This is a genomic window from Noviherbaspirillum album, from assembly GCF_035916955.1.
Lineage (GTDB): Bacteria > Pseudomonadota > Gammaproteobacteria > Burkholderiales > Burkholderiaceae_D > Noviherbaspirillum > Noviherbaspirillum album.
The window spans coordinates 71,554-90,961 of sequence record NZ_JAWIIV010000026.1; the positions used below are offsets into that span (position 1 = coordinate 71,554).

The following is a 19,408-nucleotide window of genomic DNA, read 5'->3' on the forward strand; positions in this document are numbered from 1 at the left end:
TCCAGGCCTTTCTCGCTGCAGACCTCACTTGTCGCTCCTGCGATTGCGCGCCTCGTCGAGCCGTGCGCAGAGTTCGGTGGCGCCGGCGATGATGCGAGGACCGGCGCGGTTGATGAGGTCGCCGTCGATGGCGAACAGATTGCCGCGCCTGACCGCCGTCATCGACGGATACTGCTTCCAGATTTCGATGCCGCTGACCTTCTGGTCGCGCCGGTCGCCGCTGACGATGGCATCCGGGTTTTCCTTGAGCACCGCTTCCTGGGTGATGCTGGGCGCGGCCATCGGCAGCTTGGCAAAGATGTTTTCACCGCCGCAGACGCGGATCGCGTCACTGATGATGTGGCGCTCGTTCAGGGTGTACAGCGGACGGTCCCAGACCTGGTAGAACACCCGCACCGGAGCACGGTTGCGATAGCGCGCCGTCAGTTGGTCGAGCTGGCGCTGCAGGTCGCCGGCGCTTTGCCTGGCCTGCTGCTCGGTGCCCAACAGTTGGCCCATGCGCAGCACTGCTTCGGGGATATCCTGAAGCTTGTGCGGCTCGCTGTAGAACAGTGGAATGCCGAGCTTGCGCAGCTGTTCCATCTGCCGCGACGAGGCATTGTGGCGCCACACCACCAGCAGATCGGGCTTGAGCGCGAGCAGCCGCTCCACGTCAACCGAGCGGTTGTCGCCGATGCGGGGAATGTTTTTCGCCGCCGGCGGGTGTTCGCTATACGTCACGGTGCCGACGATGCGGTCACCGCCTCCGGCGGCGAACAGCATTTCCGTCACATGCGGAGACAGCGACACAACGCGCCGCGCCGGCTGCTCCAGGGTGATCGTATCGCCCGCGTCGTCCTGCACCGTGATTGCAGCCTGCACCTGGGCAGTGCCGCCGAGCAGCGCGGCGCCGAGCATCATCCAACGAAACCGCTTCATCGCTTCTCCTTGATCTTCCATGCGCCGAGCGCATCCTGCAAGCGCGTCCACCCTGCTTCATTCCCGGGCAAGCCAAGGCGTATGCCGCGCGCCTTCACCGGAAACAATCGGACCCAGATGCCGTGCGCCGCCATGTGCTGCGCAAACTCTTCGGGGCGGCGTTCGGGCCACCACTGGAACAGCGCCGTGCCGCTCGCCTCGATATCGAAATGGGCAAGCAGGCGATGCAGGCGATCGCCCGACTGCAGCAGCCAGGCGAGGGTTTCCTCTTGCCAGGTCTTGTCGGACAATGCGGCAAGGCCGATCTCCTGCGCCGGACCGCTCACCGACCACGGCCCCAGCCATTCCGCCAACCGATCCAGCAGCCCCTGCTCCGCCGCCACAAAGCCGAGCCGCAGCCCCGCCAAACCGAAAAACTTGCCCACCGAACGCAGCACGATCAGCCCCGGCCTATCGCTCCAGCGGGCGACGCTGGCCTGCGGCACGGTATCGCCAAAGGCTTCATCCACCACCAGCCAGCCGCCGCGTGCGGCAAGTCGCCCGGCCCAGGCGAGCAGCTGTTCGGGCGCGATCAGCGCGCCGGTCGGGTTGTTGGGATTGCACACCACCATCACGTCGGCATCGTCCGCATACCGGCCCAGTGCGTCGTAGGCGACTTCTTCCACCTGGTGCCCGGCCTGGCGCCAGCAATGGGCATGCTCGGCATACGACGGCGCCGACACCACCACCCGCCCGGCGGGACGCAGGCGCGGCAAACCCTGGATCGCGGCTTGCGTGCCGGCCACCGGCATCATGCGCGGCGCGCCGTAATAGGCTTGCGCCGCTTCGATGAAACCGGGATGAGGCTCCGGCAAGCGATGCCAGGCATTTGCCTGGAGGGCCGGCACCGGGTAAAAATCGGGGTTGATACCAGTCGACAGGTCCAGCCAGTCCGCCAGCGGGCGGCCGTGCCGCAACGCGGCCTCGCGCAGATTGCCGCCGTGTTCAAGCATGGGGCATCCTTTCGTTAAGTATGGCGAGGCATCCGAGTACCGCGATCCACAGCAGCGTGGTGCGGCCGACCAGCCGCCAAGCGCGTCCGATGTCGTCCGCTTCGGCCGGCCTGCCTGTACCGAGCGGCGGCCGCGTTTCGACGGCCCCATCGTATTCCGCCGTGCCGCCGAGCGCCAGGCCGAGAGCGCCGGCGCCGGAAGACATCACCGGTCCGGCATTCGGGCTGGGCCAGGCGGCGGCCTGCGTGCGCCAGCACTGGCGAGCTCGCCGGCCGTCGCCTAGCAGCATGTAGGACAAGGCTGTCAGGCGCGCCGGAATCCAGTTGAGCGCATCGTCGGTGCGCGCCGCCATCCAGCCGTACCGCAGGAAGCGCGCATTGCGGTAACCCCACATTGCATCGAGCGTGTTGGCGAGGCGGAACAGCAAGGCGCCCGGGCCGCCGGCGACGGCGAACCAGAACAGCGTGCCGAACACCGCGTCGTTGCCGTTTTCCAGCGTCGATTCCACCGCCGCCTTGGCGAGGTCGCTGTCGTTGGCGCGCGCGGTATCGCGGCTGACGATGCGCGAAGTCAGTTCCCGCGCCAGCCCCAGCTGTCCGGCGGCGAGTGCAGCCGCGATCGGCAGCATGTGGTCGCGCAGGCTGCGCAGCCCGATGCAGAAGTACAGCAGCAATGCATGCAGCGCCATGCCGAGCAAGGAATGCGCCTGCGTTGCGGCATGCAGCGCGGCTCCGGTCAGCACCACCAGCGGCAGCACCGCCAGCACCCAGCCGATGACGCCACGCAGATAACTCGAAACGCCAGCGCCACCCCGGTTGCATTGTTGTTCAATCAGGCCGGCAATGCGGCCGAAGCCCACCAGCGGGTGAAAGCGCCGCGGCTCGCCGAGCAGCCAGTCGAGCACCACGCCCGCCAGCATCAGCAGCGCCACGGCGGACAGCGTCAGGCCGCTCAGCATGGCTGGCCTTTCAGCATCATCGGCAATCCGGCGACGACGAACACCGCGCGGTCGCTGCAGGCGGCCACCGCTTGGTTCAAACGGCCGGCCTCGTCAACGAACCAGCGCGAGATGGCGCCCTGCGGCACGATGCCCATGCCGACTTCATTGGACACGAGAATGATGTCGCCGGCAGCATCGCGCAGCGCGTCGAGCAGCGATTGCCTCTCACGTCCATAGCTTTCCGGCGGCACTATCTTTCCAACTTCCGGATAGTCGCGCTGCTCGGAAAACAGCAGGTTCGACAGCCACACTGTCAGGCAGTCGACCAGCACGACGCGATCCGGCGCGCTCCAGCGGCGGATCTCCCGGCCCAAGGCCAACGGCTCTTCCACGGTGCTCCAGCGCGCATCGCGCCGCTGCCGGTGGATGCCGATGCGCTCCGCCATTTCGGCATCGCGGGACTGCGCCGTGGCGATATAGACCACGTCCCTGGCGCCGTCTTGCGAACTGTCGGCGGCGAGCTTTTCCGCATGGGCGCTCTTGCCGGATCGCGCGCCTCCGAGAATCAGGCTGATCGTCATGCGGCGCCCTCCTCAAGGAAAAGCCTGGCCACGGCATGCGGACAGGATGGGAAGTAGGCATGGAAATAGGATGCGGTGAGCGAACCTCTGCCGTAGATCGCCTCACCCGCCTGTCCGGTGGGATGCTTGACGGTGCGGGCCAGCGGTTCCAGGTCCGTCTCCATGCGCGAGTAATGGAATGCATGGCCGCGCAGTTCGCTGTCCTCCCGCCGCCAAGCATGCGCGCCGAGGGCGGCGAGCCGCTTCTGCATGATCACCCGTCCCGGCAACAGTCCGGCCATCGCATGGGTTTCCCCGTTCATCGCGGTGAGACTGTCGGCAAGCGCCATCATGCCGCCGCATTCCGCGTAGATCGGCATTCCGGATGCATGCGCCGTCCTGATCGATTGTTTCCATCGCGCGGCGCCGGCAAGCGCCGCCGCATGCAGTTCCGGGTAGCCGCCCGGCAGGTAGACGGCATCGGCCTGCGCAGGCACCGGTTCGTCGGCCAGCGGCGAGAAATGCACGATTGCGGCACCCAGCGCGCGCAGGCACTCCAGGTTTGCGGGATAGAGAAAGGCGAACGCCGCGTCGCGGGAGATGGCGATGGTTTTTCGTTGCAGCAGTGCAGGCAAAGCGGACTCCTGCGCTGCTTCACCCAGCGCGGCTGCAGGCAGGGCATTCCATGTATCGGCACTGAAGCTCAGCTGTTCGGCCAGTGCATCGAGCATGCCGTCGATTTCCCCGACTTCTTCCGGCTGCACCAGCCCGAGATGCCGTTCCGGCAGCGAGCGTTCCTGGCGCGGCAAGGTGCCGAGCAGGGGAATGTCGCGCATCGCTTCAGCGATCATCTGCGCATGGCGCTCGCTGCCGATGCGGTTGGCAATCACGCCCGCCAGCTGCACCGGGCCGTAATCGCGCAGGCCGCGCACCACCGCACCGGCGGTCTGCGCCATGGCGGAGGCATCCAGCACCGCAAGGACCGGCACCCCGAATTCACGGGCGAGATCGGCGGAGGACGGCGTGCCGTCGTATAAACCCATTACGCCTTCGATAAGTATTGCGTCGGCCTGCGCCGCTGCCTCGGCCAGCAGGCGACGGCTGCGCTCCAGTCCGACCATCCATAGGTCCAGCGAATGCACGGGAGAGCCGCAGGCGCGCTCGAGCAGCATCGGGTCGAGAAAGTCCGGGCCGGTCTTGAACACACGTACCCGCTTGCCCTGCCGCGCCAGCTTGCGGGCCAGCGCCGCCGTGACGGTGGTCTTGCCCTGCCCGGAAGCGATCGCCGATACAAGGACAATGCGCGCGCCCTGCGCGAAACCATTCATCGCCCTACCACTCCACGCCCGGCTGGGCCGCGATGCCCGCCTTGAACGCATGCTTGACCAGCTGCATCTCGGTGACGGTATCGGCCACCTCGATCAGCTCCGGCGGCGCGGCTCGTCCGGTGACCACCACATGCTGCATGGCCGGCCGCGACTGCAGGTCCGCGATGACGCGGTTCACGTCGAGATACTTGTACTTCAACGCAATGTTGAGTTCATCGAGCACGACGAAGCCGATTGCGGGATCGGCGAGAAAGCTTCTCGCCTTTTCCCAGGCACGCTCGGCGGCTGCGATGTCGCGTTCCCGGCTCTGCGTTTCCCAGGTGTAGCCTTCCCCCATCGCATGGAAGCTGACTTCATCCGGAAAGCGCTGCAGGAACAATTCCTCGCCGGTGGACTTGGCGCCCTTGATGAACTGCACCACGCCAACCTTCATGCCGTGGCCGAGCGCGCGGATCGCCATGCCGAAGGCGCTGGAGCTCTTGCCCTTGCCGTTGCCGGTGTTGACCAGCAGCACGCCGGCGTCGCGCTTGGCGGCTTCGATTTTCTGGTCCACCACTTCCTTCTTGCGCTGCATGCGCGCGCGGTGGCGTTCATTGATGCCTTCACTGCCGGCGTCATTGTCACTGCCGGCGTTGCTGTTTTCTTCACTCATGGTTCATGTCCTCTGCGGGTAGATAGATGCGCCGCCTGCCATGCTGCACGATATCGATCGGGTAACCGAGGCAGGCGCTCAGCGATCCGGCGTTCATCACTTCGTCCACCGGTCCCGCCTGCCATTGTCCGTCGCCCATCAGCAGCAGCGCATGGGTGGCGACGCCGTGCGCAAGGTTGAGGTCGTGGCTGACCAGCACCACGGATTTCCGTTGTGTGCGGCACAGGCGTGCCAGTAGTTCCATCACGCTGACCTGGTGCGCCAGGTCGAGCGCGCTGGCGGGCTCGTCGAGCAGCAGCAGCGGCGCTTCCTGGGCGAGTGCCGCTGCAATCGCCACTCGCTGGCGTTCGCCCCCGGACAGGGTTCGCACGTCGCGCTCCGCGAGCGCTTCGACGTCGAGCGCACGCAGCGAGGCGCGCGCGACCTGGTAATCGGATTCGGCGTCCCAGTAACGGTCGTCCTGGTAGGGATGGCGCGCGGCCAGCACCGTTTCGATGGCGCGATAGCCGAAGGCATCGTTGCGGCCCTGCGGCAGGTAGGCGCGTTCGCGGGCGAGCGCGGTCAGCGGCCAGTCGGACAGGGCCTTGCCCTGCATGCGGATTTCGCCGCCGTCGGGCCGGCGCAGTCCGACCAGCGCGCGCAGCAGCGTGCTTTTGCCGGCGCCGTTGCGGCCGATCACGCACCAGCACTGCCCGGCTTCGACCTGCCAGTTCAGGTTTCGCACCAGATTGCGGCTGCCGATGTCGAGGGAAAGATCGATGGTCTGCATCGCTTATCTCCTGTGCAGCTGATGCAGCTGCACCAGGAATACCGGCACCCCGATAAGCGCGGTGATCACGCCCACCGGCAGCTGCTGCGGCGCTATCACGGTGCGCGCCAAAGTATCGGCCAGCACCAGGAAGCTGCCGCCGGCCAGCGTCGCCGCCGGCAGCAGCAACCGGTGGTCCGGCCCCCATGCGAAGCGGCAGGCATGGGGCACGATCAGGCCAACGAAGCCGATGCTGCCGGCGCTGCTGACGGCGCTGGCGGTCAGCAGCGCCGAACACAGGAACAGCCCCTGGCGCAGGCGGGCCACCGAGATGCCGAGCGTGGCCGCGGCTTCGGCATGAAGCGCCATGACGTTGATCGCCCGCGCAACGCGGATCGCGAAGATCAGCACGCCGGACCAGATGATCCAGGGCAGCCAGCGCAACTGCGTGGCCGACAGGTCGCCGATCAGCCAGAACACCATGCCGCGCAGGCGGTTGTCGGGCGCGATCGACAGCATCAGGGTGATCAGCGCGCTGCAGCCTGCGGCTACGATCACGCCGGTCAGCAGCAGCATCGGGGCATTCCCGTCGCCGCCGCTGCCGCGCAAGTCGCGCCGGGCCAGCAGCAGCAGGAGCAGGGCCACAGCGATGGCGCCGCTGAAGGCCGCCACGTCGACCACCCATGCGGCCGCCATGAACAGGATGGCGGCCAGCGCGCCGACCGCCGCGCCGCCGGACACGCCGAGCACATAGGGATCGGCCAGCGGATTGCGCAGCAGCGCCTGCATCATCACGCCGGCCAGCGCCAGCGTGGCGCCTGTGACGAAAGCCGACAGCGCGCGGCCGAGGCGCAGTTCCAGCAGCGTCGCCGCCAGCGATTCCGGCTTGCCGCGCAGCAGTTCGCCAAGCGCGCCGAACAGTTCGCCCGCCGACAGCGGCACCGAGCCGATCGCACAGGCGAACAGGATGGCTGCGCAGCCCGCAGCCCCCAGCATGGACAAAACGGCGAGCGCGCGGCGGCGCTCGCGGAAGGACGGCAGTGTGAGGACGGTGCTATGCACGTTGCCTGGCTTTCAGTGGATCATCGGATGCCGTAGCGGATGCCGACGAAGAGATTGGACCCGGCGTTATTGTAATTCCTCGCCAATTCGTAATCCTTGTCCAGCACATTGTTCCAGCGTCCGAAGATCGACCAGTTGGTCGCGACATCGTAGCTCGCGTAGAGATTGACGATGCCGTAGCCGCCAAGCCGGTTGCGATTGTTGGTGTCGTCGAAGCGCTCGCCGGAGAAGATGACTTCGCCGCCGGCGGTCAGCTTGCCGGCGCTGCGGTCGAGCGCCAGCGTGCCGTGCCGCTTGGCGCGGCGTGCCAGCTGGCGGCCGGTGGTTTCGTCCTTCGGGTCCTGCAGATCCAGTGTGGCGCGCAGATTGTAATTGCCGAAGGCGGTGCTGGCGCCGAGCGTCAGACCGGAAATCAGCGCTTCATTGACGTTGTACGCGCAGCCGAACCGAAAGGCTGCCGGATTGACCGGGCAGACCGGCGCGCTGACCAGCAAATCGCTCAGCCGGTTGCGGTAATAGACCGCGCTGTAGGTCGACCTGCCGTCCTCATAATACAGTCCCGCCTCGGCATTGCGGCCCTTCTCCGGTTGGTTGCTGGCAATGCCGAAGCCTGGGAAATACAAATCGTTGAAGGTCGGCGCCCGATAGCTGGTGCCGATGCTGGCGCTGGCGCGCAAGGCGCTGCTGAGCCGATAACCGTAGGACAGGCTGCCGGTGGTGTGGGAGCCGAACTGCGAATTGTCGTCATTGCGGATGCTGGCCGCCGCCAGATGTGCGCCGCGCTTGAGCTGGTAGGCAGCCGCAATCGAATCGGTGGAGCGCGACCGGTTGAGCGCCGAGGTGGTGGATTCAACTTCCTCGCGGCGGTGCTCGGCGATCAGCTGCAGCACATCGGTGCCGGCGACGGTGAAGCTGTTCTGCCAGCTGACTTGCTGCTGCGTTGTGTCGAACAGCGTGCGGCCGGTCCGCGTGTCGGTGACAGCCTCGTCCTGCGACTGCGATACCTGCAGCTGGCTGGTCCAGTTGGGCAGGAGCTGGTTCTTGCTGTAGGCGCCGATGGTCGACAACTTCTGCTTGATGCGGTCGTCGAAGGTCGCGCTGTTGTCGAATTGCGATTTCAGGTCGCTGTGCAGGAAATTGACCCCAATCTCATGGCCCTTGGCCAGCTCCAGGCTGAACTGCCCGCTGGCGCTGTCGTTGTCGTAGCCGTCGCGGTCGGCATTGAAGCCGGTGGCGCCGCGGCGGGTAGCGGAAAAGCCGTCGGATTCGTCATGGGCCGCCCGCAATGCGTAGCGGAAGCCGTTGCTGGAACCGGAGACGCCGGCTTCCAGGTTGTAGGTGCGGTAGGTGCCGATGCCCGCCGATACCGTCGGCGCGGCAGGCCCGTCGCCTTTCTTGGTGAAGATCTGGATCACGCCGCCGACTGCATCCGCGCCGTACATGGTGCTCAGCGGACCATAGACGATCTCGACGCGGTCGATCTGCGACAGCGGAATGCCCGCCCAGTTGGCGCCGCCGCTGGTGGCCGAGCCGACGCGCACGCCATCGATCAGCACGACATTCTGCTTGTTGTCCGTTCCCCGCAGGAACACCGAGGAATTGGTGCCCGGCCCGCCGGTGCGGGTGATTTCGACGCCGCGCTGGCGCTGCAGCAGGTCGACCAGCGACCTGCGCCCCGACCTGGCGATTTCCTCGGAAGTGATGACGACGTTGTCGTTCAGCACCTCGGTGGCAATCTGGGGCGTGCGGTTGGCGGTCACCACTACCGACTCCAGTTTTTTATCTTGTGCGAAGGCGGCGGACATGGTGAAGACGGAACCGATGGCGAGTGCCATGGCGAGCGGTTTGCCTGCGGCCGGGCGGCCCAGGGAGTCGGAGTAGATCATGTGAAAGTCCAGTGATTGACAACCGGCCTGCTTCCCCGCACGCCGGATTGAACGAAAGCGCCGGACGGATGAATTTTCCTGTCCGGGGCTTCCACCTGTTCTGGCCGGTATCCGGGCTGGCAAGGTCGAGCGGCCAGCCTTCCCATGCAGAACATGCACAGTGGCTTGAGGGGGCCGTCTGTCACTGACGAATTATTTCAGCGACGCTTGCTTACCGTTGCGGGGGCAGCACACGTTGGGCCTGATGAAGCCTCGTGTTTCCCGTTTAACTGCCTGCATGAACATGCAGGCGGGCACCATAACCCGCGTATTGTAAGGCTTGCAGTAACCCGCGACAACACGAAAGACGCTTAGGGCGCTGAATTCAGCCGGCGGAACTCCCCGGCCGGCATTCCAGGATGAGCAGTTCTCCATAAGCAATGTCATGGCGGCTTTGCGCGGCACGCAAGCCGATGTCGCGTGTCGGTCCGCCGCGCACGCATTCCTTCAGCAAGCGCATCGTGCCTGCATGGGCAACGATGACGGCCGCATCGCCATCCGCGTCGGCGGGCGGCAGATCAGCGAGAAAAGCACCGACCCTTGCGGCCACATCGAGCACCCGTTCGCCACCGCCGGGCCGATAGCCGGTCAAGTCGGCCGCCCAGGCGTCGACCTCGGCGCGGGGAATACGGTCCCATGGCTGCATTTCCCATGCGCCGAAGTGCATTTCGGCGAGTCGTGCATCGATGACCGGCTTCCTCAGCATGAGGCGGCCGGCCAGCGCCGCGGCCAGCTCGCGGCAGCGCCGCAGCGGGCTGGTGTAGATCGGCACGCCCGGCGGCAGCCGGGACAGCAAAGGCAGGATCGCATCGATGACGCGCTCCTGCTCTCCGATCGGCACCGCAAGATCGGTGCTGCCGTAGCAATGCCCGGGCTCGATGGAAGGTTTGCCGTGGCGGAGCAGGTAAAGGCGCATGCCGCTATTCCATCTATGCCAAGCGTCCGGCCGCCGCCAGCAAGGCAAGATAGCAGGCGACTTCACATGCCTGCTGCACGGCGCCGAGGCAGTCGCCGGTATAGCCGCCGATGCGCCGCACGAACTTTCGCGCCAGCCAGAGCGCGCAGAGCGCCATTGCCAGCAGCGCGGCAAGCAAAACCGGCCATGTCAGCCATTCCATCCACAGCAGGACGATGGCCGGCAGCAGTGCCAGCATCGCCGCCATCAGGAATTCGGGATGCGACATGCGCTGCGCGAGCGGCTTGGCCTTGCCTTCTCCCTTCACATAGTCGAGCCGCCAGATCAACGCGGCAGCCATCAGGCGCGACACCGGATGGGCCAGCAGCAGCCCCGCGATCAGGGTATGGAACGGCAGGAAGGCCAGCGTCGCGCACTTCAGTGCCAGCAGCAAGCCGATGCCGATCGCGCCGTAGGCGCCGATGCGGGAATCGCTCATGATCTGCAGCACGCGCTCGTGCGTCATGCCGCCGCCCAGGCCGTCGCAGGTATCGGCGAACCCGTCCTCGTGGAAGGCGCCAGTCAGATAGATGCCGGCAATAGTCGACAGCAGCACCGCCACCGGATGCGGCCATATCCATGCCGCCAGAGCGTAGACGGCGGCGGCGGCGGCGCCGACCACGATGCCCACGGCGGGAAAATAACGGCTCGCTTGTTGCAGCCAGTCCGGCTCGAAACCGACCCAGCGGGGTATCGGCAAGCGCGTGAAGAATTGCAGCGCGATGAAGAACAGCCGCAGCTGATGCACGCAGCGCATTGCGATCGGATCGGGTCGCTGACCGGAAGACTGCATCGCTCAGCCGTCCTTGCCGCTGACCTGCGCCGACTCGAAGGTGGCCATGTCGTTGAGGAAGTTGACTGCGGCGTGCAGCAGCGGCAGGGCCAGCGCACAGCCGCTGCCCTCGCCCAGGCGCAGTCCGAGCTGAAGCAAGGGGCGCGCGCCGAGATGGGCGAGCATGCCGGTGTGGCCGCGCTCGTCCGAGCAGTGCGAGAACACGCAGTAGTCGAGAACGGCCGGCCGCAGCCTGGCCGCAACCAGCAAGGCGCTGGTGACGATGAAGCCGTCGATCAGCAGCACCATGCGGCGCCGTGCCGCCGCCAGCATCGCGCCGGCCATCATCGCGATTTCGAATCCGCCCAGCGCGGCAAGAATGTCCAGCGGTTCGCTCGCCTGCGCATGCAATTCGACAGCCCGCCGAAGCACCGCCAGCTTGTGGGCGACGCCCTCCTCCGACAGGCCGGCGCCGGCGCCTACGCAGTCCTCCAGCGGCGCGCCGGTGAGCTTGCGCATGAGCGCGGCGGCGGCGCTGGTATTGCCGATGCCCATCTCGCCGAAGCCAAGCACATTCCCTTCCAGGCTATCAACCAGCTCGACGCCGTATCGAATCGCAAGCAGGCACTGCTCCCGCGTCATTGCCGCTTCGCGCATGAAGTTGCGGGTGCCATGCGCGACCTTGCGGTCCAGCAGGCCGGCGCGGACGCCGAAATCATGATTGACGCCGGCATCGACCACCCTCAGCGCGCAAGCGTTCTGGCGGGCGAACACATTGATCGCCGCGCCGCCGCCGAGAAAGTTCTCGACCATCTGCCATGTCACGTCCTGCGGATAGGGCGACACCTTTTCCGCGACCACGCCATGGTCGCCGGCGAATACAAGAATGGCGGGCGCGACAATGCGCGGCTGCACGGTGCGCTGGACTAGGCCGACCTGGCGGGCCAGCGTCTCGAGCATGCCTAGGCTGCCGAGCGGCTTGGTCTTGTTGTTGACGGCGGCTTCAAGCCGCGCCGACAGTTCGGCATCGGCGGTGGAGTCGACGACGGGAATGGACATGGGATCGTGCGTGTGGCTATGGCGTGGCTGGGACATCGGATGCATCCGGAACGAACTGGCGGAAAGGCATGCGAAAAACCCCGTCCGCATGGCGTGACGCGATCGGCGCGGACAAGCCTGCGCCGATCGAGCATTCCGGCCGGTATCCGGGCTGGCAAGATGGAACGGCCGGCCTTCCCATGCGGAACATGCACAGTGGCTCGAGGGGACCGTCTGTCACTGGCGGACTATTTCAGCGACGCTTGCTTACCGTTGCGGGGGCAGCGCACATCGGGCTTGATAAAGCCTTGTGCTTCCCGTTTAACCGCGGACGCGAACGCATCCGCAGGCACCAGAACGCAGGCAGTGTACGGCGACCGTCCCGGCCCGTCAAATCGCCGAGCCATTTGCGGACAAGCCCGGTAAACTGTCGCTCCAGCCATCCGGCCACGACCATCCCGTTATCTCAGACACGCTCCATGACGAACCAAGCCGACTACTACAGCCAGCAATACAATGCCCGCGCTTCCATTCCCGACCATCCCTACATCTTCACGCGCTGGCTGAAGGAGTCGATGCAGGTGCGGCGCTCCCAGGCAGCGCTGTTCGATCTCGCCTATGGCGAAGCCGCCGCCGAACGCCTGGACTTCTTCCCGGCCAGCCGCAGCGATGCGCCGCTGCTGGTCTTCATCCACGGCGGCTGGTGGCGCTCGCTGGACAAGTCGGATTTTTCCTTCGTCGCGCCTGCCTACACCCGCGCCGGCTTCAACGTGGCGCTCACCAATTACACGCTGGCGCCGCATGCCAGCATCAACGAGATCGTGATGCAGCAGGTGCATGCCCTTGCCTGGCTGTACCGCAACGCGGAACGCTATGACTTCGACCCGAAACGCATCGTCGTCGCCGGCCACTCCGCGGGCGCACACCTGGCGGCGATGATGATGGCCGCTCATTGGCCGGTGTTCGGCGCCGACCTGCCGGCCGACCTGGTCAAGGGCGGCATCCTACTGTCCGGCCTCTATGACCTGGAACCGGTGCGGCATGCCGATTTTGTCAATGCCGACCTCAAGCTGACCGAAGCCGATATCGCGCCGCTGTCGCCTGCGCTCATGCCGCAGGGCCATCCCGTTCCTTTCATCACCGCCTACGGCGCGCTCGAATCCGAGGAATTCCGGCGCCAGACCGAACTCATCGCGCGAGCATGGAACGCCGGCCATCGCGCCGACGTGCCGCTGCCCGGTCTGAACCACCTCACCATCTGCGATGCCTTCGCCGATCCCGGACACGCGCTCTGCCAGGCGGCGGTCGCCCTGATCAGGGAAATTTGATAGACGAAGTGGCAACTTTGCACCGAGCGGGGCAACACTTTCACCCGGTCCCGCCCAGCGCTTTCATCTTCATGTTGCGCAGAAGAAATTCGTGGCTGATAATCCAAGTAAATGGGCCGGATGCGCTTCGACCCTGACGGCCTCTGTCGCAGCGCGGTCATGCGACCCATGACCGCGCTGCGCCGCGACCGTCCGCAAGACCATAATGGAAAAGCTGACAACACAAGCTGACAACGAATGAAGGATGCACCGACATGACCGACGCCGCAGATGATCTTGAAGCCCTGTTTGACGAAGTAGCCTCGCAGCGCACGGAAACGGTCGCCGCACCTGCGGCGGAGCAGGAAACCGTCAGCCTGGACAACGAATTCGCGGCCGCCGGCGCAGAGCCGGCCGAAGCCGTGCATGAGGAACATGCCGATCCGGAAGACCAGTCCATGTACGAGCGCCTCGGCGGCATCGTGCGCATGCTGCACGATTCCCTGCGCCAGCTCGGCTACGACCGCTCGCTGTCCGACGTCGCCAGCCAGATCACCGATGCCCAGGGCCGCCTTGAGCACGTCGCCTCGCTGACCGAACAAGCCGCCAACAAGGTGCTCAATACCGTCGACACCTGCATTCCCGAACAGGAAGCCCTGCAGAAGCAGGCAAAGGACATGGAAGACCGCTGGGCGCAGCTGTTCGAAGGCAAGCTCGGCATCGAGGAATTCAAGGCCCTGGCCGGCGACTCGAAGCAGTTCGCGGCCGTGGTGCAGGAAGCCACCGAATCGGAGAAGGCGCGCCTGCTTGACATCATGATGGCCCAGGACTTCCAGGACATCACCGGCCAGCTGATCAAGAAGATCGTGCTCATCACCAGCACCGCCGAGAAGGAGCTGGCGCAGCTCCTGCGGGATAACGCGCCGCCCGAAGTCAAGGCCGCCATGGCGGAATCCAAGCCGCCGGTGGACCTGATGCAGGGTCCCGCCGCGCCTGGCGTTGCCATGGCGCAGGACGATGTTGACAGCTTGCTTGCCGACCTGGGGTTCTAATGGACGATATGCTCAAGGAATTCGTCGTCGAGGCGCTCGACCTCGCGACGAACGTCGAGGAGCACCTGCTCTCTCTGGAGCGCAGACCCGACGATACCGATACGCTCAATGCCCTGTTCCGCTCTTTCCATACCATCAAGGGCGGCGCGGGCTTCATGAATCTGCCGGCCATCGTGTCGGCCTGCCACCTGACGGAGAACCTGTTCGACGGCCTGCGCACCGGCCAGGTGCCGGTGACGCCGACGGCGATCGAAGCCGGCCTGCAGGCCAGCGGCTTCGTCGGCGATCAGCTCAAGCAGCTGGCCAACGGCGCGGCGCCCGATTCGCTGCCTGCCATGCCGGCGGCGCTGGAAGACATCCTGACCGCCGCGATCGAGGGCAAGTCCGCCGCGCCTGCGACAGCTCCGGTTGCGGCCGCCGCCGTGGCTGCCGATGAACCGGTAGCGGCAATGGCCGTTTCCGCCGCATCCTCAGACCCGGGAGAGTTCGTGGTCTCCGCGGATGGCCTCGACTGGGAAGCGCTGTATCGCGCCGTCGTGCCTGCCGGCACCCTGCCCGACGCGCCGACCGCCGCCGTGCTGGCCGCAAGCGCGCCGCCCAACGTGACGCCGCTGGCCAAGCCCGCCGACGACAAGCCGCTCGCCAAGCCGGCCGCCGATGACAATCAGCGGCCCATCACGAGCCAGGTCAAGGAAGACACCATCCGTATCGATGCCGTCAAGCTCGACGCGCTGCTGGAAGTCGCTGGCGAATCGGTGCAGGCCGCCAACCAGGCCAGCGTGCTGCTGGAAAAACTGACGCAGTTCAAGTTCGAAGGCCAGGCCGCCGCGCTGATGTCGACGCTGCAGGAAACCCTGAGCCGCGCCTCGCGCTATTCCACCGAACTGCAGCGCGCCACGCTGTCGACCCGCATGCAGCCGGTCGGGCGCCTGTTCCAGAAATTCCCGCGCCTTGTGCGCGAACTGGCCAAGGATCTCGGCAAGGATGTCGACCTCGTGATCGAGGGCGCCGAAACCGAAGTCGACCGCGTAGTGGTCGACAGCCTGTACGACCCGCTGGTGCACATGCTGCGCAATGCGCTCGACCACGGCATCGAAGCAGCCGGCGAACGCGCGGCGACCGCCAAGCCTGCCAAGGCCACCATCCTGCTGAAAGCCTGGCAGGAAGGCAGCAGCGTCATGATCGAGATTTCGGACGACGGCAAGGGCATGGACCCGGCAAGGCTGCGCGACAAGGCCATGGCCAAGGGTCTCATCGGCGAAAACGCGGCGCAGAGTAACGAAGAAGCCTTGCAGCTGATCTTCCTGCCCGGTTTTTCGACCAAGGAAGTGGCATCCAGCGTGTCCGGCCGCGGCGTCGGCATGGATGTGGTGAAGACGGCGGTGGAAAAGCACCGCGGCGCGATCCGCATCGATTCCGTGCTCGGCGAAGGCACCCGCTTCACCATCCGCCTGCCGATCGAGCTATCGATCGTGCCCACCATGCTGGTGCGCACATCCGGCGCGGCGCTTGCCATGCCGATGGCCGTGGTGCAGCGCGTGGTCGAGTTGCCCGAGACGTTCGATGAAGTCGGCGGCGCGCCGGTGCTGCGCGACCAGGGCCGTCCTTTGGCGGTCCGTTCCCTGGCCGCCATCCTCGGGTATGAGCAGGGCCGCGAAAAGGTGGGCATCGTCATCGCCGCACCCCAGCCTTACATCCTCGCGGTCGACGCGGTCGACGGCACCGCCGACCTGGTGATCAAGCCCCTGACCGCACTGGCGGTGCCGGGCGTCAACGGCACTGCCCGCTCCGCCGAAGGCGAACTGGTGCTGGTCATCAGCCTGGCCTTCCTGCTGGATGGATGCAAGATGTCGATGGCGAGCCGGCTTGCGGCATGACCTCTGAGGCGCGCCAGCAGGTATCAAGCTGCGAGAGCAGCTTGATACCTGCTGCTCACCTCACTAGAACTGTTTCATCTTAACTGGCACAGTTGGGACTAAGACAGAGCGCCTGTATATCTTAGTTCGGTGTCATGCTGCAAACACACTCGGCAGCGTCACCGACCTCTTCCGCTTCAACGTTGTAGTCTGCGACAACCTCATTGGCCAGCGTGTCTGCCTTGCCATGGCGTATCCACTAGGGCGGGTTCAGCCTGACCTGCTTGCCGATCCCGGACAGATTGCCCCTAGTACCGCGTTGCGGCTTCTTGCCATTGCCGTGGGACGCCGGGTCGCCATGTCGAGACGCCTCGCCTTGTCCCAGATACAGTCCGCCCCGGCCTTGATTAAGCCTGTCAGGCTGGAACCGCTCTAGCACCGCAATCATTTTTCCATCTTGGGATTGTCATATTTCGTTTAGCAACGCATTTACATTTATGCAATTTATTCGTTGCAATTTAATCAAGTTCTGCTTAATGTTCATGCAAGCCCAGCTGTAGAACCGCAACATCGCAGGAGAACCCCCATGTCGCTCAAACCATTCGATGACCCCACGCAGGACCCGATCAAGGAATTCGTTCCATCGTCATCGCCATCTTCCTTTTCCACACTGTCCGCGCTCGCCGCCAGCGCAGGCCCGCTCAATCCAAAACTCGCCAAGGCCGCCCAGGCTGCCAGCCTCGCGCAGCAAGCCGCCGAAGTCCCGCACATCGCCGGCCACCCGCTGCACGGCCACGCCATCCGCGACTTCGCCACCCCGGCCACGCCGTTCTTCCCCACCCTCGCCTCTACCGAACAGGCCGACTCCGCCGAGCAAAGCCTGGCCGCCTTCGCCAACATCCCCCAGTTCACCGACACCAACCGCCTGCTGCGCTTCTATTCCCCGCTGCCGCCCGACAAGACGCTCCTCATCGACACGCTCCATGCCCATGCCGCGCTGTCCGAAGCCTTCCATATCCGCCTGCAGCTGCTCTCCACCCATGCCGGCATCGAACTCAAGGAACTCATCGGCAAGAACGTCACCATCGGCATCGAGCAGGTCGACGGCAGCGAGATCTACCTCAACTGCTACATCCATCACTTCGCCTTCTCCCATGCCGTCGGCGGCTTCGCCTGCTACCACGCCGTCGTCCTGCCCTGGTTGTCGTTTCTCGCGCCCCGTGTCAACTGCCGCATCTTCCAGGATCAGACTGTCGAGCAAGTCATCGACCGCGTCCTGCGCGAGGACTACCAGGGCATCGCCGATGTCCAGTTCCGCCTCGGCGGCCAGTACGAGCCGGAGAATTACATCGTCCAGTACCACGAGTCCGACGCCCAGTTCCTCGCCCGCCTGATGGAGCGCTACGGCCTGTTTTATTTCTACGAGCACCGCGCCGATGGTCATACCCTGATCATCAGCGACGACTCCTGCAACGCCGCCTTCTGCCCGCCGCACGAGCATCATGCAACGGTCGAGTTCAACGGCGGCCATCGCACCCACCAGCGCGGCGGCATCACTCAGTTCGCGGCCCAGCGCAGCCTGCAGCCCTCGCGCGTGGCGCTCAACACCTTCGACTTCAAGGCGCCGTCCACGCCGCAGTATGTCGAGCAGCCCACGCTGGCCAGACAGGGTGACGTGCCGCAACTGGAAATCTTCGACGGCAACCCGGCCTTCGCCTACCGCAATGCAAGCGAGGGCGCACGCGAAGCGAAGCAGCGGCTGGAAGTGTTGGAATGGCAGGCCAAGCTGTTCGGCGGCGCCTCGGACTGCCGCAGCCTGAGCCCGGGGCGCAGCTTCAAGCTGAGCGAACACCACTGGTTCGACGCCCACGACGACACCGATGCCGACTTTCTCGTCGTGTCGGTGAGCATCGACGCCAGGAACACCTTCGCCGACCGCGGCAGCGCGCCGGTATATGCCAACAGCTTCAGCTGCATCCGCCGCAAGATCCCGTACCGCCCCTAATCCATACCGATGCGTATGGCCGCATCAAGGTGCAGTTCCCCTGGGACCGCTATGGCCGGCATGACGAGCGCAGCTCGTGCTGGATCCGTGTGTCACAGCCATGGGCCGGTGCCGGCTGGGGGACGGTTGCGATACCACGCATCGGCCAGGAAGTGATCATCGATTATCTCGAAGGGGATCCGGACCGGCCGATCTGCACCGGACGGCTGTACAACAGCGCGCAGCCGCTGCCGTATGCATTGCCGGGCGCNACAGCCATGGGCCGGTGCCGGCTGGGGGACGGTTGCGATACCACGCATCGGCCAGGAAGTGATCATCGATTATCTCGAAGGGGATCCGGACCGGCCGATCTGCACCGGGCGACTGTACAACAGCGCGCAGCCGCTGCCGTATGCATTGCCGGGCGCGGCGCACGTGATGGGCTTCAAGAGCCGCTCGACGCCGGGCGGGGGCGGCTATTGCGAGATGGTGATCCATGACAAGAAGGGTCAGGAGCTGATCAACATCCATTCGCAGAAGGACATGGTCACTACCGTGCAGCACACGCAGGCTACGGTGGTGAACGGGCCGCACCAGAGCACGACGGTGACGAACGGCTTTCAGGTGACGAAGGTGAAGAAGCGGGTTGAGCTGGAGTCGCAGACGGAGTTGATCCAGCTGAAGGCGGCGACGGAGATCGTGCTGGAGGTGGGGGCAAGCCGGATACGGATGGAGGCGGATGGGAAGATCACGATACAGGGGCTGCATGTGGATGTGATCGGGACTGACCGGATTGATTTAAATACGAATGAAAAGCATGTCTTATCTCCTAATGTGGGAGAAGCTTTGACTGAGAGCGTCCTTCATAAAGATGATACCGCGTCAATGACACAGACTTTTAATCGAGCCAATATTCACAAGGCAGCATATATCAATGGGGCCTCGGAACTTGACTCACTCAAAGTCGACCGTGGGCAACTTACCTTTGATGCGGAAGGAAACGACGATCCTAAGTCACCATATTTCAGTAGGCATCCACATTGGCCTGGAGGAAACTCAGGTGTGACGTTAGGACGGGGATATGATATGAAAATGCGTACTCCAGAAAGCGTATATAGAGATCTCACTAATGCAGGAATGAGTCCAGAACGCGCAGCAGCTTTAGCTAAAGGCGCGCTGCTTCAAGGAGAAGCCGCGAAAAAGTTTGCGTTGCAAGCTCGCTCTTCACTTGACGAGATATCTAGAGCGTGTTATGAACTAAGGAAGTAGCGTTCAGTCAATGTTGGGGATGAATGCACGCAAACCCTACCCAACTGATG

Annotated in this window: 17 protein-coding genes, 2 pseudogenes and 2 riboswitches; of the genes and pseudogenes, 7 read left to right on the forward strand and 12 right to left on the reverse strand. The window is 65.0% G+C overall.

Going from position 1 to position 19,408, the window contains the following annotated elements:
* Positions 1-24 precede the first annotated feature (24 nt).
* The 12 genes from RY831_RS23740 to cobT all read right to left on the reverse strand — a co-directional run bounded on the left by RY831_RS23740 (position 25) and on the right by cobT (position 11,911).
* Positions 25-918, reverse strand: a complete 894-nt coding sequence (locus tag RY831_RS23740; protein WP_326508849.1) for a cobalamin-binding protein — start codon at positions 916-918, stop codon at positions 25-27.
* Complete coding sequence (cobD, locus tag RY831_RS23745; RefSeq protein ID WP_326508850.1) at positions 915-1,910, reverse strand: threonine-phosphate decarboxylase CobD; 996 nt, start codon at positions 1,908-1,910, stop codon at positions 915-917. The genes RY831_RS23740 and cobD overlap by 4 nt, the downstream gene beginning before the upstream one ends.
* A complete protein-coding gene (gene cbiB / locus RY831_RS23750; RefSeq protein ID WP_326508851.1) occupies positions 1,903-2,868 on the reverse strand; it encodes an adenosylcobinamide-phosphate synthase CbiB in 966 nt (321 codons plus the stop codon). Before cbiB ends, cobD begins: the two co-directional genes overlap by 8 nt.
* Complete coding sequence (gene cobU, locus RY831_RS23755) at positions 2,862-3,431, reverse strand: bifunctional adenosylcobinamide kinase/adenosylcobinamide-phosphate guanylyltransferase (RefSeq protein WP_326508852.1); 570 nt, start codon at positions 3,429-3,431, stop codon at positions 2,862-2,864. The genes cbiB and cobU overlap by 7 nt, the downstream gene beginning before the upstream one ends.
* On the reverse strand, positions 3,428-4,738 hold the full coding sequence (locus tag RY831_RS23760; protein ID WP_326508853.1) for a cobyrinic acid a,c-diamide synthase CobB: 1,311 nt from the start codon (positions 4,736-4,738) through the stop codon (positions 3,428-3,430). Before RY831_RS23760 ends, cobU begins: the two co-directional genes overlap by 4 nt.
* Positions 4,739-4,742: 4 nt before the next feature.
* The gene (cobO, locus tag RY831_RS23765; protein WP_326508854.1) at positions 4,743-5,390 is read right to left on the reverse strand and encodes a cob(I)yrinic acid a,c-diamide adenosyltransferase; all 648 of its coding nucleotides are present in this window, start codon (positions 5,388-5,390) and stop codon (positions 4,743-4,745) included.
* Positions 5,383-6,159 carry an ABC transporter ATP-binding protein gene (locus RY831_RS23770; protein ID WP_326508855.1) on the reverse strand — a complete coding sequence of 259 codons (777 nt, stop codon included), beginning with the start codon at positions 6,157-6,159 and terminating at the stop codon, positions 5,383-5,385. The genes cobO and RY831_RS23770 overlap by 8 nt, the downstream gene beginning before the upstream one ends.
* A 3-nt stretch (positions 6,160-6,162) precedes the next feature.
* The gene (locus tag RY831_RS23775; protein ID WP_326508869.1) at positions 6,163-7,134 is read right to left on the reverse strand and encodes a FecCD family ABC transporter permease; all 972 of its coding nucleotides are present in this window, start codon (positions 7,132-7,134) and stop codon (positions 6,163-6,165) included.
* Between the two features lie 86 nt (positions 7,135-7,220).
* Entirely contained in the window at positions 7,221-9,086 is a 1,866-nt protein-coding gene (locus tag RY831_RS23780) for a TonB-dependent receptor domain-containing protein (RefSeq protein WP_326508856.1), read from the reverse strand.
* A gap of 85 nt (positions 9,087-9,171) precedes the next feature.
* Positions 9,172-9,402: riboswitch (cobalamin riboswitch) on the reverse strand.
* Between the two features lie 48 nt (positions 9,403-9,450).
* The gene (locus tag RY831_RS23785; RefSeq protein ID WP_326508857.1) at positions 9,451-10,041 is read right to left on the reverse strand and encodes a histidine phosphatase family protein; all 591 of its coding nucleotides are present in this window, start codon (positions 10,039-10,041) and stop codon (positions 9,451-9,453) included.
* A 13-nt stretch (positions 10,042-10,054) separates the two neighbouring features.
* The gene (locus RY831_RS23790) at positions 10,055-10,873 is read right to left on the reverse strand and encodes an adenosylcobinamide-GDP ribazoletransferase (protein WP_326508858.1); all 819 of its coding nucleotides are present in this window, start codon (positions 10,871-10,873) and stop codon (positions 10,055-10,057) included.
* Between the two features lie 3 nt (positions 10,874-10,876).
* Positions 10,877-11,911 carry a nicotinate-nucleotide--dimethylbenzimidazole phosphoribosyltransferase gene (gene cobT / locus RY831_RS23795; RefSeq protein ID WP_326508859.1) on the reverse strand — a complete coding sequence of 345 codons (1,035 nt, stop codon included), beginning with the start codon at positions 11,909-11,911 and terminating at the stop codon, positions 10,877-10,879.
* Between the two features lie 120 nt (positions 11,912-12,031).
* Positions 12,032-12,262, reverse strand: a riboswitch (cobalamin riboswitch).
* A gap of 107 nt (positions 12,263-12,369) precedes the next feature.
* On the opposite strand from cobT, the gene RY831_RS23800 reads away from it, so the two are divergent.
* From RY831_RS23800 to RY831_RS23830, 7 genes and pseudogenes are all read left to right on the forward strand, one after another.
* Complete coding sequence (locus tag RY831_RS23800) at positions 12,370-13,218, forward strand: alpha/beta hydrolase (RefSeq protein ID WP_326508860.1); 849 nt, start codon at positions 12,370-12,372, stop codon at positions 13,216-13,218.
* A gap of 254 nt (positions 13,219-13,472) precedes the next feature.
* Complete coding sequence (locus RY831_RS23805) at positions 13,473-14,249, forward strand: protein phosphatase CheZ (RefSeq protein WP_326508861.1); 777 nt, start codon at positions 13,473-13,475, stop codon at positions 14,247-14,249.
* Positions 14,249-16,126, forward strand: a complete 1,878-nt coding sequence (locus tag RY831_RS23810; protein WP_326508862.1) for a chemotaxis protein CheA — start codon at positions 14,249-14,251, stop codon at positions 16,124-16,126. Before RY831_RS23805 ends, RY831_RS23810 begins: the two co-directional genes overlap by 1 nt.
* A gap of 565 nt (positions 16,127-16,691) precedes the next feature.
* Positions 16,692-18,110, forward strand: coding sequence for a type VI secretion system Vgr family protein (locus tag RY831_RS23815; RefSeq protein ID WP_326508863.1), 1,419 nt, complete (start codon positions 16,692-16,694; stop codon positions 18,108-18,110).
* Positions 18,110-18,358 (forward strand): annotated as a pseudogene (gene vgrG / locus RY831_RS23820) (type VI secretion system tip protein VgrG); the annotation flags it as partial. The gene RY831_RS23815 and the pseudogene vgrG, both read left to right, overlap by 1 nt.
* Positions 18,345-18,419: pseudogene (locus tag RY831_RS23825) on the forward strand (hypothetical protein); the annotation flags it as partial. The pseudogenes vgrG and RY831_RS23825, both read left to right, overlap by 14 nt.
* Positions 18,420-19,358 (forward strand): DUF8812 domain-containing protein, encoded by a 939-nt coding sequence (locus tag RY831_RS23830; protein WP_326508870.1) that lies wholly within the window; start codon positions 18,420-18,422, stop codon positions 19,356-19,358.
* The last annotated feature ends 50 nt before the right edge of the window (positions 19,359-19,408 follow it).

What these genes read in the sequence shown, in the direction of transcription:
- RY831_RS23740 (WP_326508849.1), bottom strand. Translation starts at nt 918, where the DNA reads ATGAAGCGGTTTCGTTGGATGATGCTCGGCGCCGCGCTGCTCGGCGGC.
- cobD (WP_326508850.1), bottom strand. Translation starts at nt 1,910, where the DNA reads ATGCTTGAACACGGCGGCAATCTGCGCGAGGCCGCGTTGCGGCACGGC.
- cbiB (WP_326508851.1), bottom strand. Translation starts at nt 2,868, where the DNA reads ATGCTGAGCGGCCTGACGCTGTCCGCCGTGGCGCTGCTGATGCTGGCG.
- cobU (WP_326508852.1), bottom strand. Translation starts at nt 3,431, where the DNA reads ATGACGATCAGCCTGATTCTCGGAGGCGCGCGATCCGGCAAGAGCGCC.
- RY831_RS23760 (WP_326508853.1), bottom strand. Translation starts at nt 4,738, where the DNA reads ATGAATGGTTTCGCGCAGGGCGCGCGCATTGTCCTTGTATCGGCGATC.
- cobO (WP_326508854.1), bottom strand. Translation starts at nt 5,390, where the DNA reads ATGAGTGAAGAAAACAGCAACGCCGGCAGTGACAATGACGCCGGCAGT.
- RY831_RS23770 (WP_326508855.1), bottom strand. Translation starts at nt 6,159, where the DNA reads ATGCAGACCATCGATCTTTCCCTCGACATCGGCAGCCGCAATCTGGTG.
- RY831_RS23775 (WP_326508869.1), bottom strand. Translation starts at nt 7,134, where the DNA reads ATGCTGGGGGCTGCGGGCTGCGCAGCCATCCTGTTCGCCTGTGCGATC.
- RY831_RS23780 (WP_326508856.1), bottom strand. Translation starts at nt 9,086, where the DNA reads ATGATCTACTCCGACTCCCTGGGCCGCCCGGCCGCAGGCAAACCGCTC.
- RY831_RS23785 (WP_326508857.1), bottom strand. Translation starts at nt 10,041, where the DNA reads ATGCGCCTTTACCTGCTCCGCCACGGCAAACCTTCCATCGAGCCCGGG.
- RY831_RS23790 (WP_326508858.1), bottom strand. Translation starts at nt 10,873, where the DNA reads ATGCAGTCTTCCGGTCAGCGACCCGATCCGATCGCAATGCGCTGCGTG.
- cobT (WP_326508859.1), bottom strand. Translation starts at nt 11,911, where the DNA reads ATGTCCATTCCCGTCGTCGACTCCACCGCCGATGCCGAACTGTCGGCG.
- RY831_RS23800 (WP_326508860.1), top strand. Translation starts at nt 12,370, where the DNA reads ATGACGAACCAAGCCGACTACTACAGCCAGCAATACAATGCCCGCGCT.
- RY831_RS23805 (WP_326508861.1), top strand. Translation starts at nt 13,473, where the DNA reads ATGACCGACGCCGCAGATGATCTTGAAGCCCTGTTTGACGAAGTAGCC.
- RY831_RS23810 (WP_326508862.1), top strand. Translation starts at nt 14,249, where the DNA reads ATGGACGATATGCTCAAGGAATTCGTCGTCGAGGCGCTCGACCTCGCG.
- RY831_RS23815 (WP_326508863.1), top strand. Translation starts at nt 16,692, where the DNA reads ATGTCGCTCAAACCATTCGATGACCCCACGCAGGACCCGATCAAGGAA.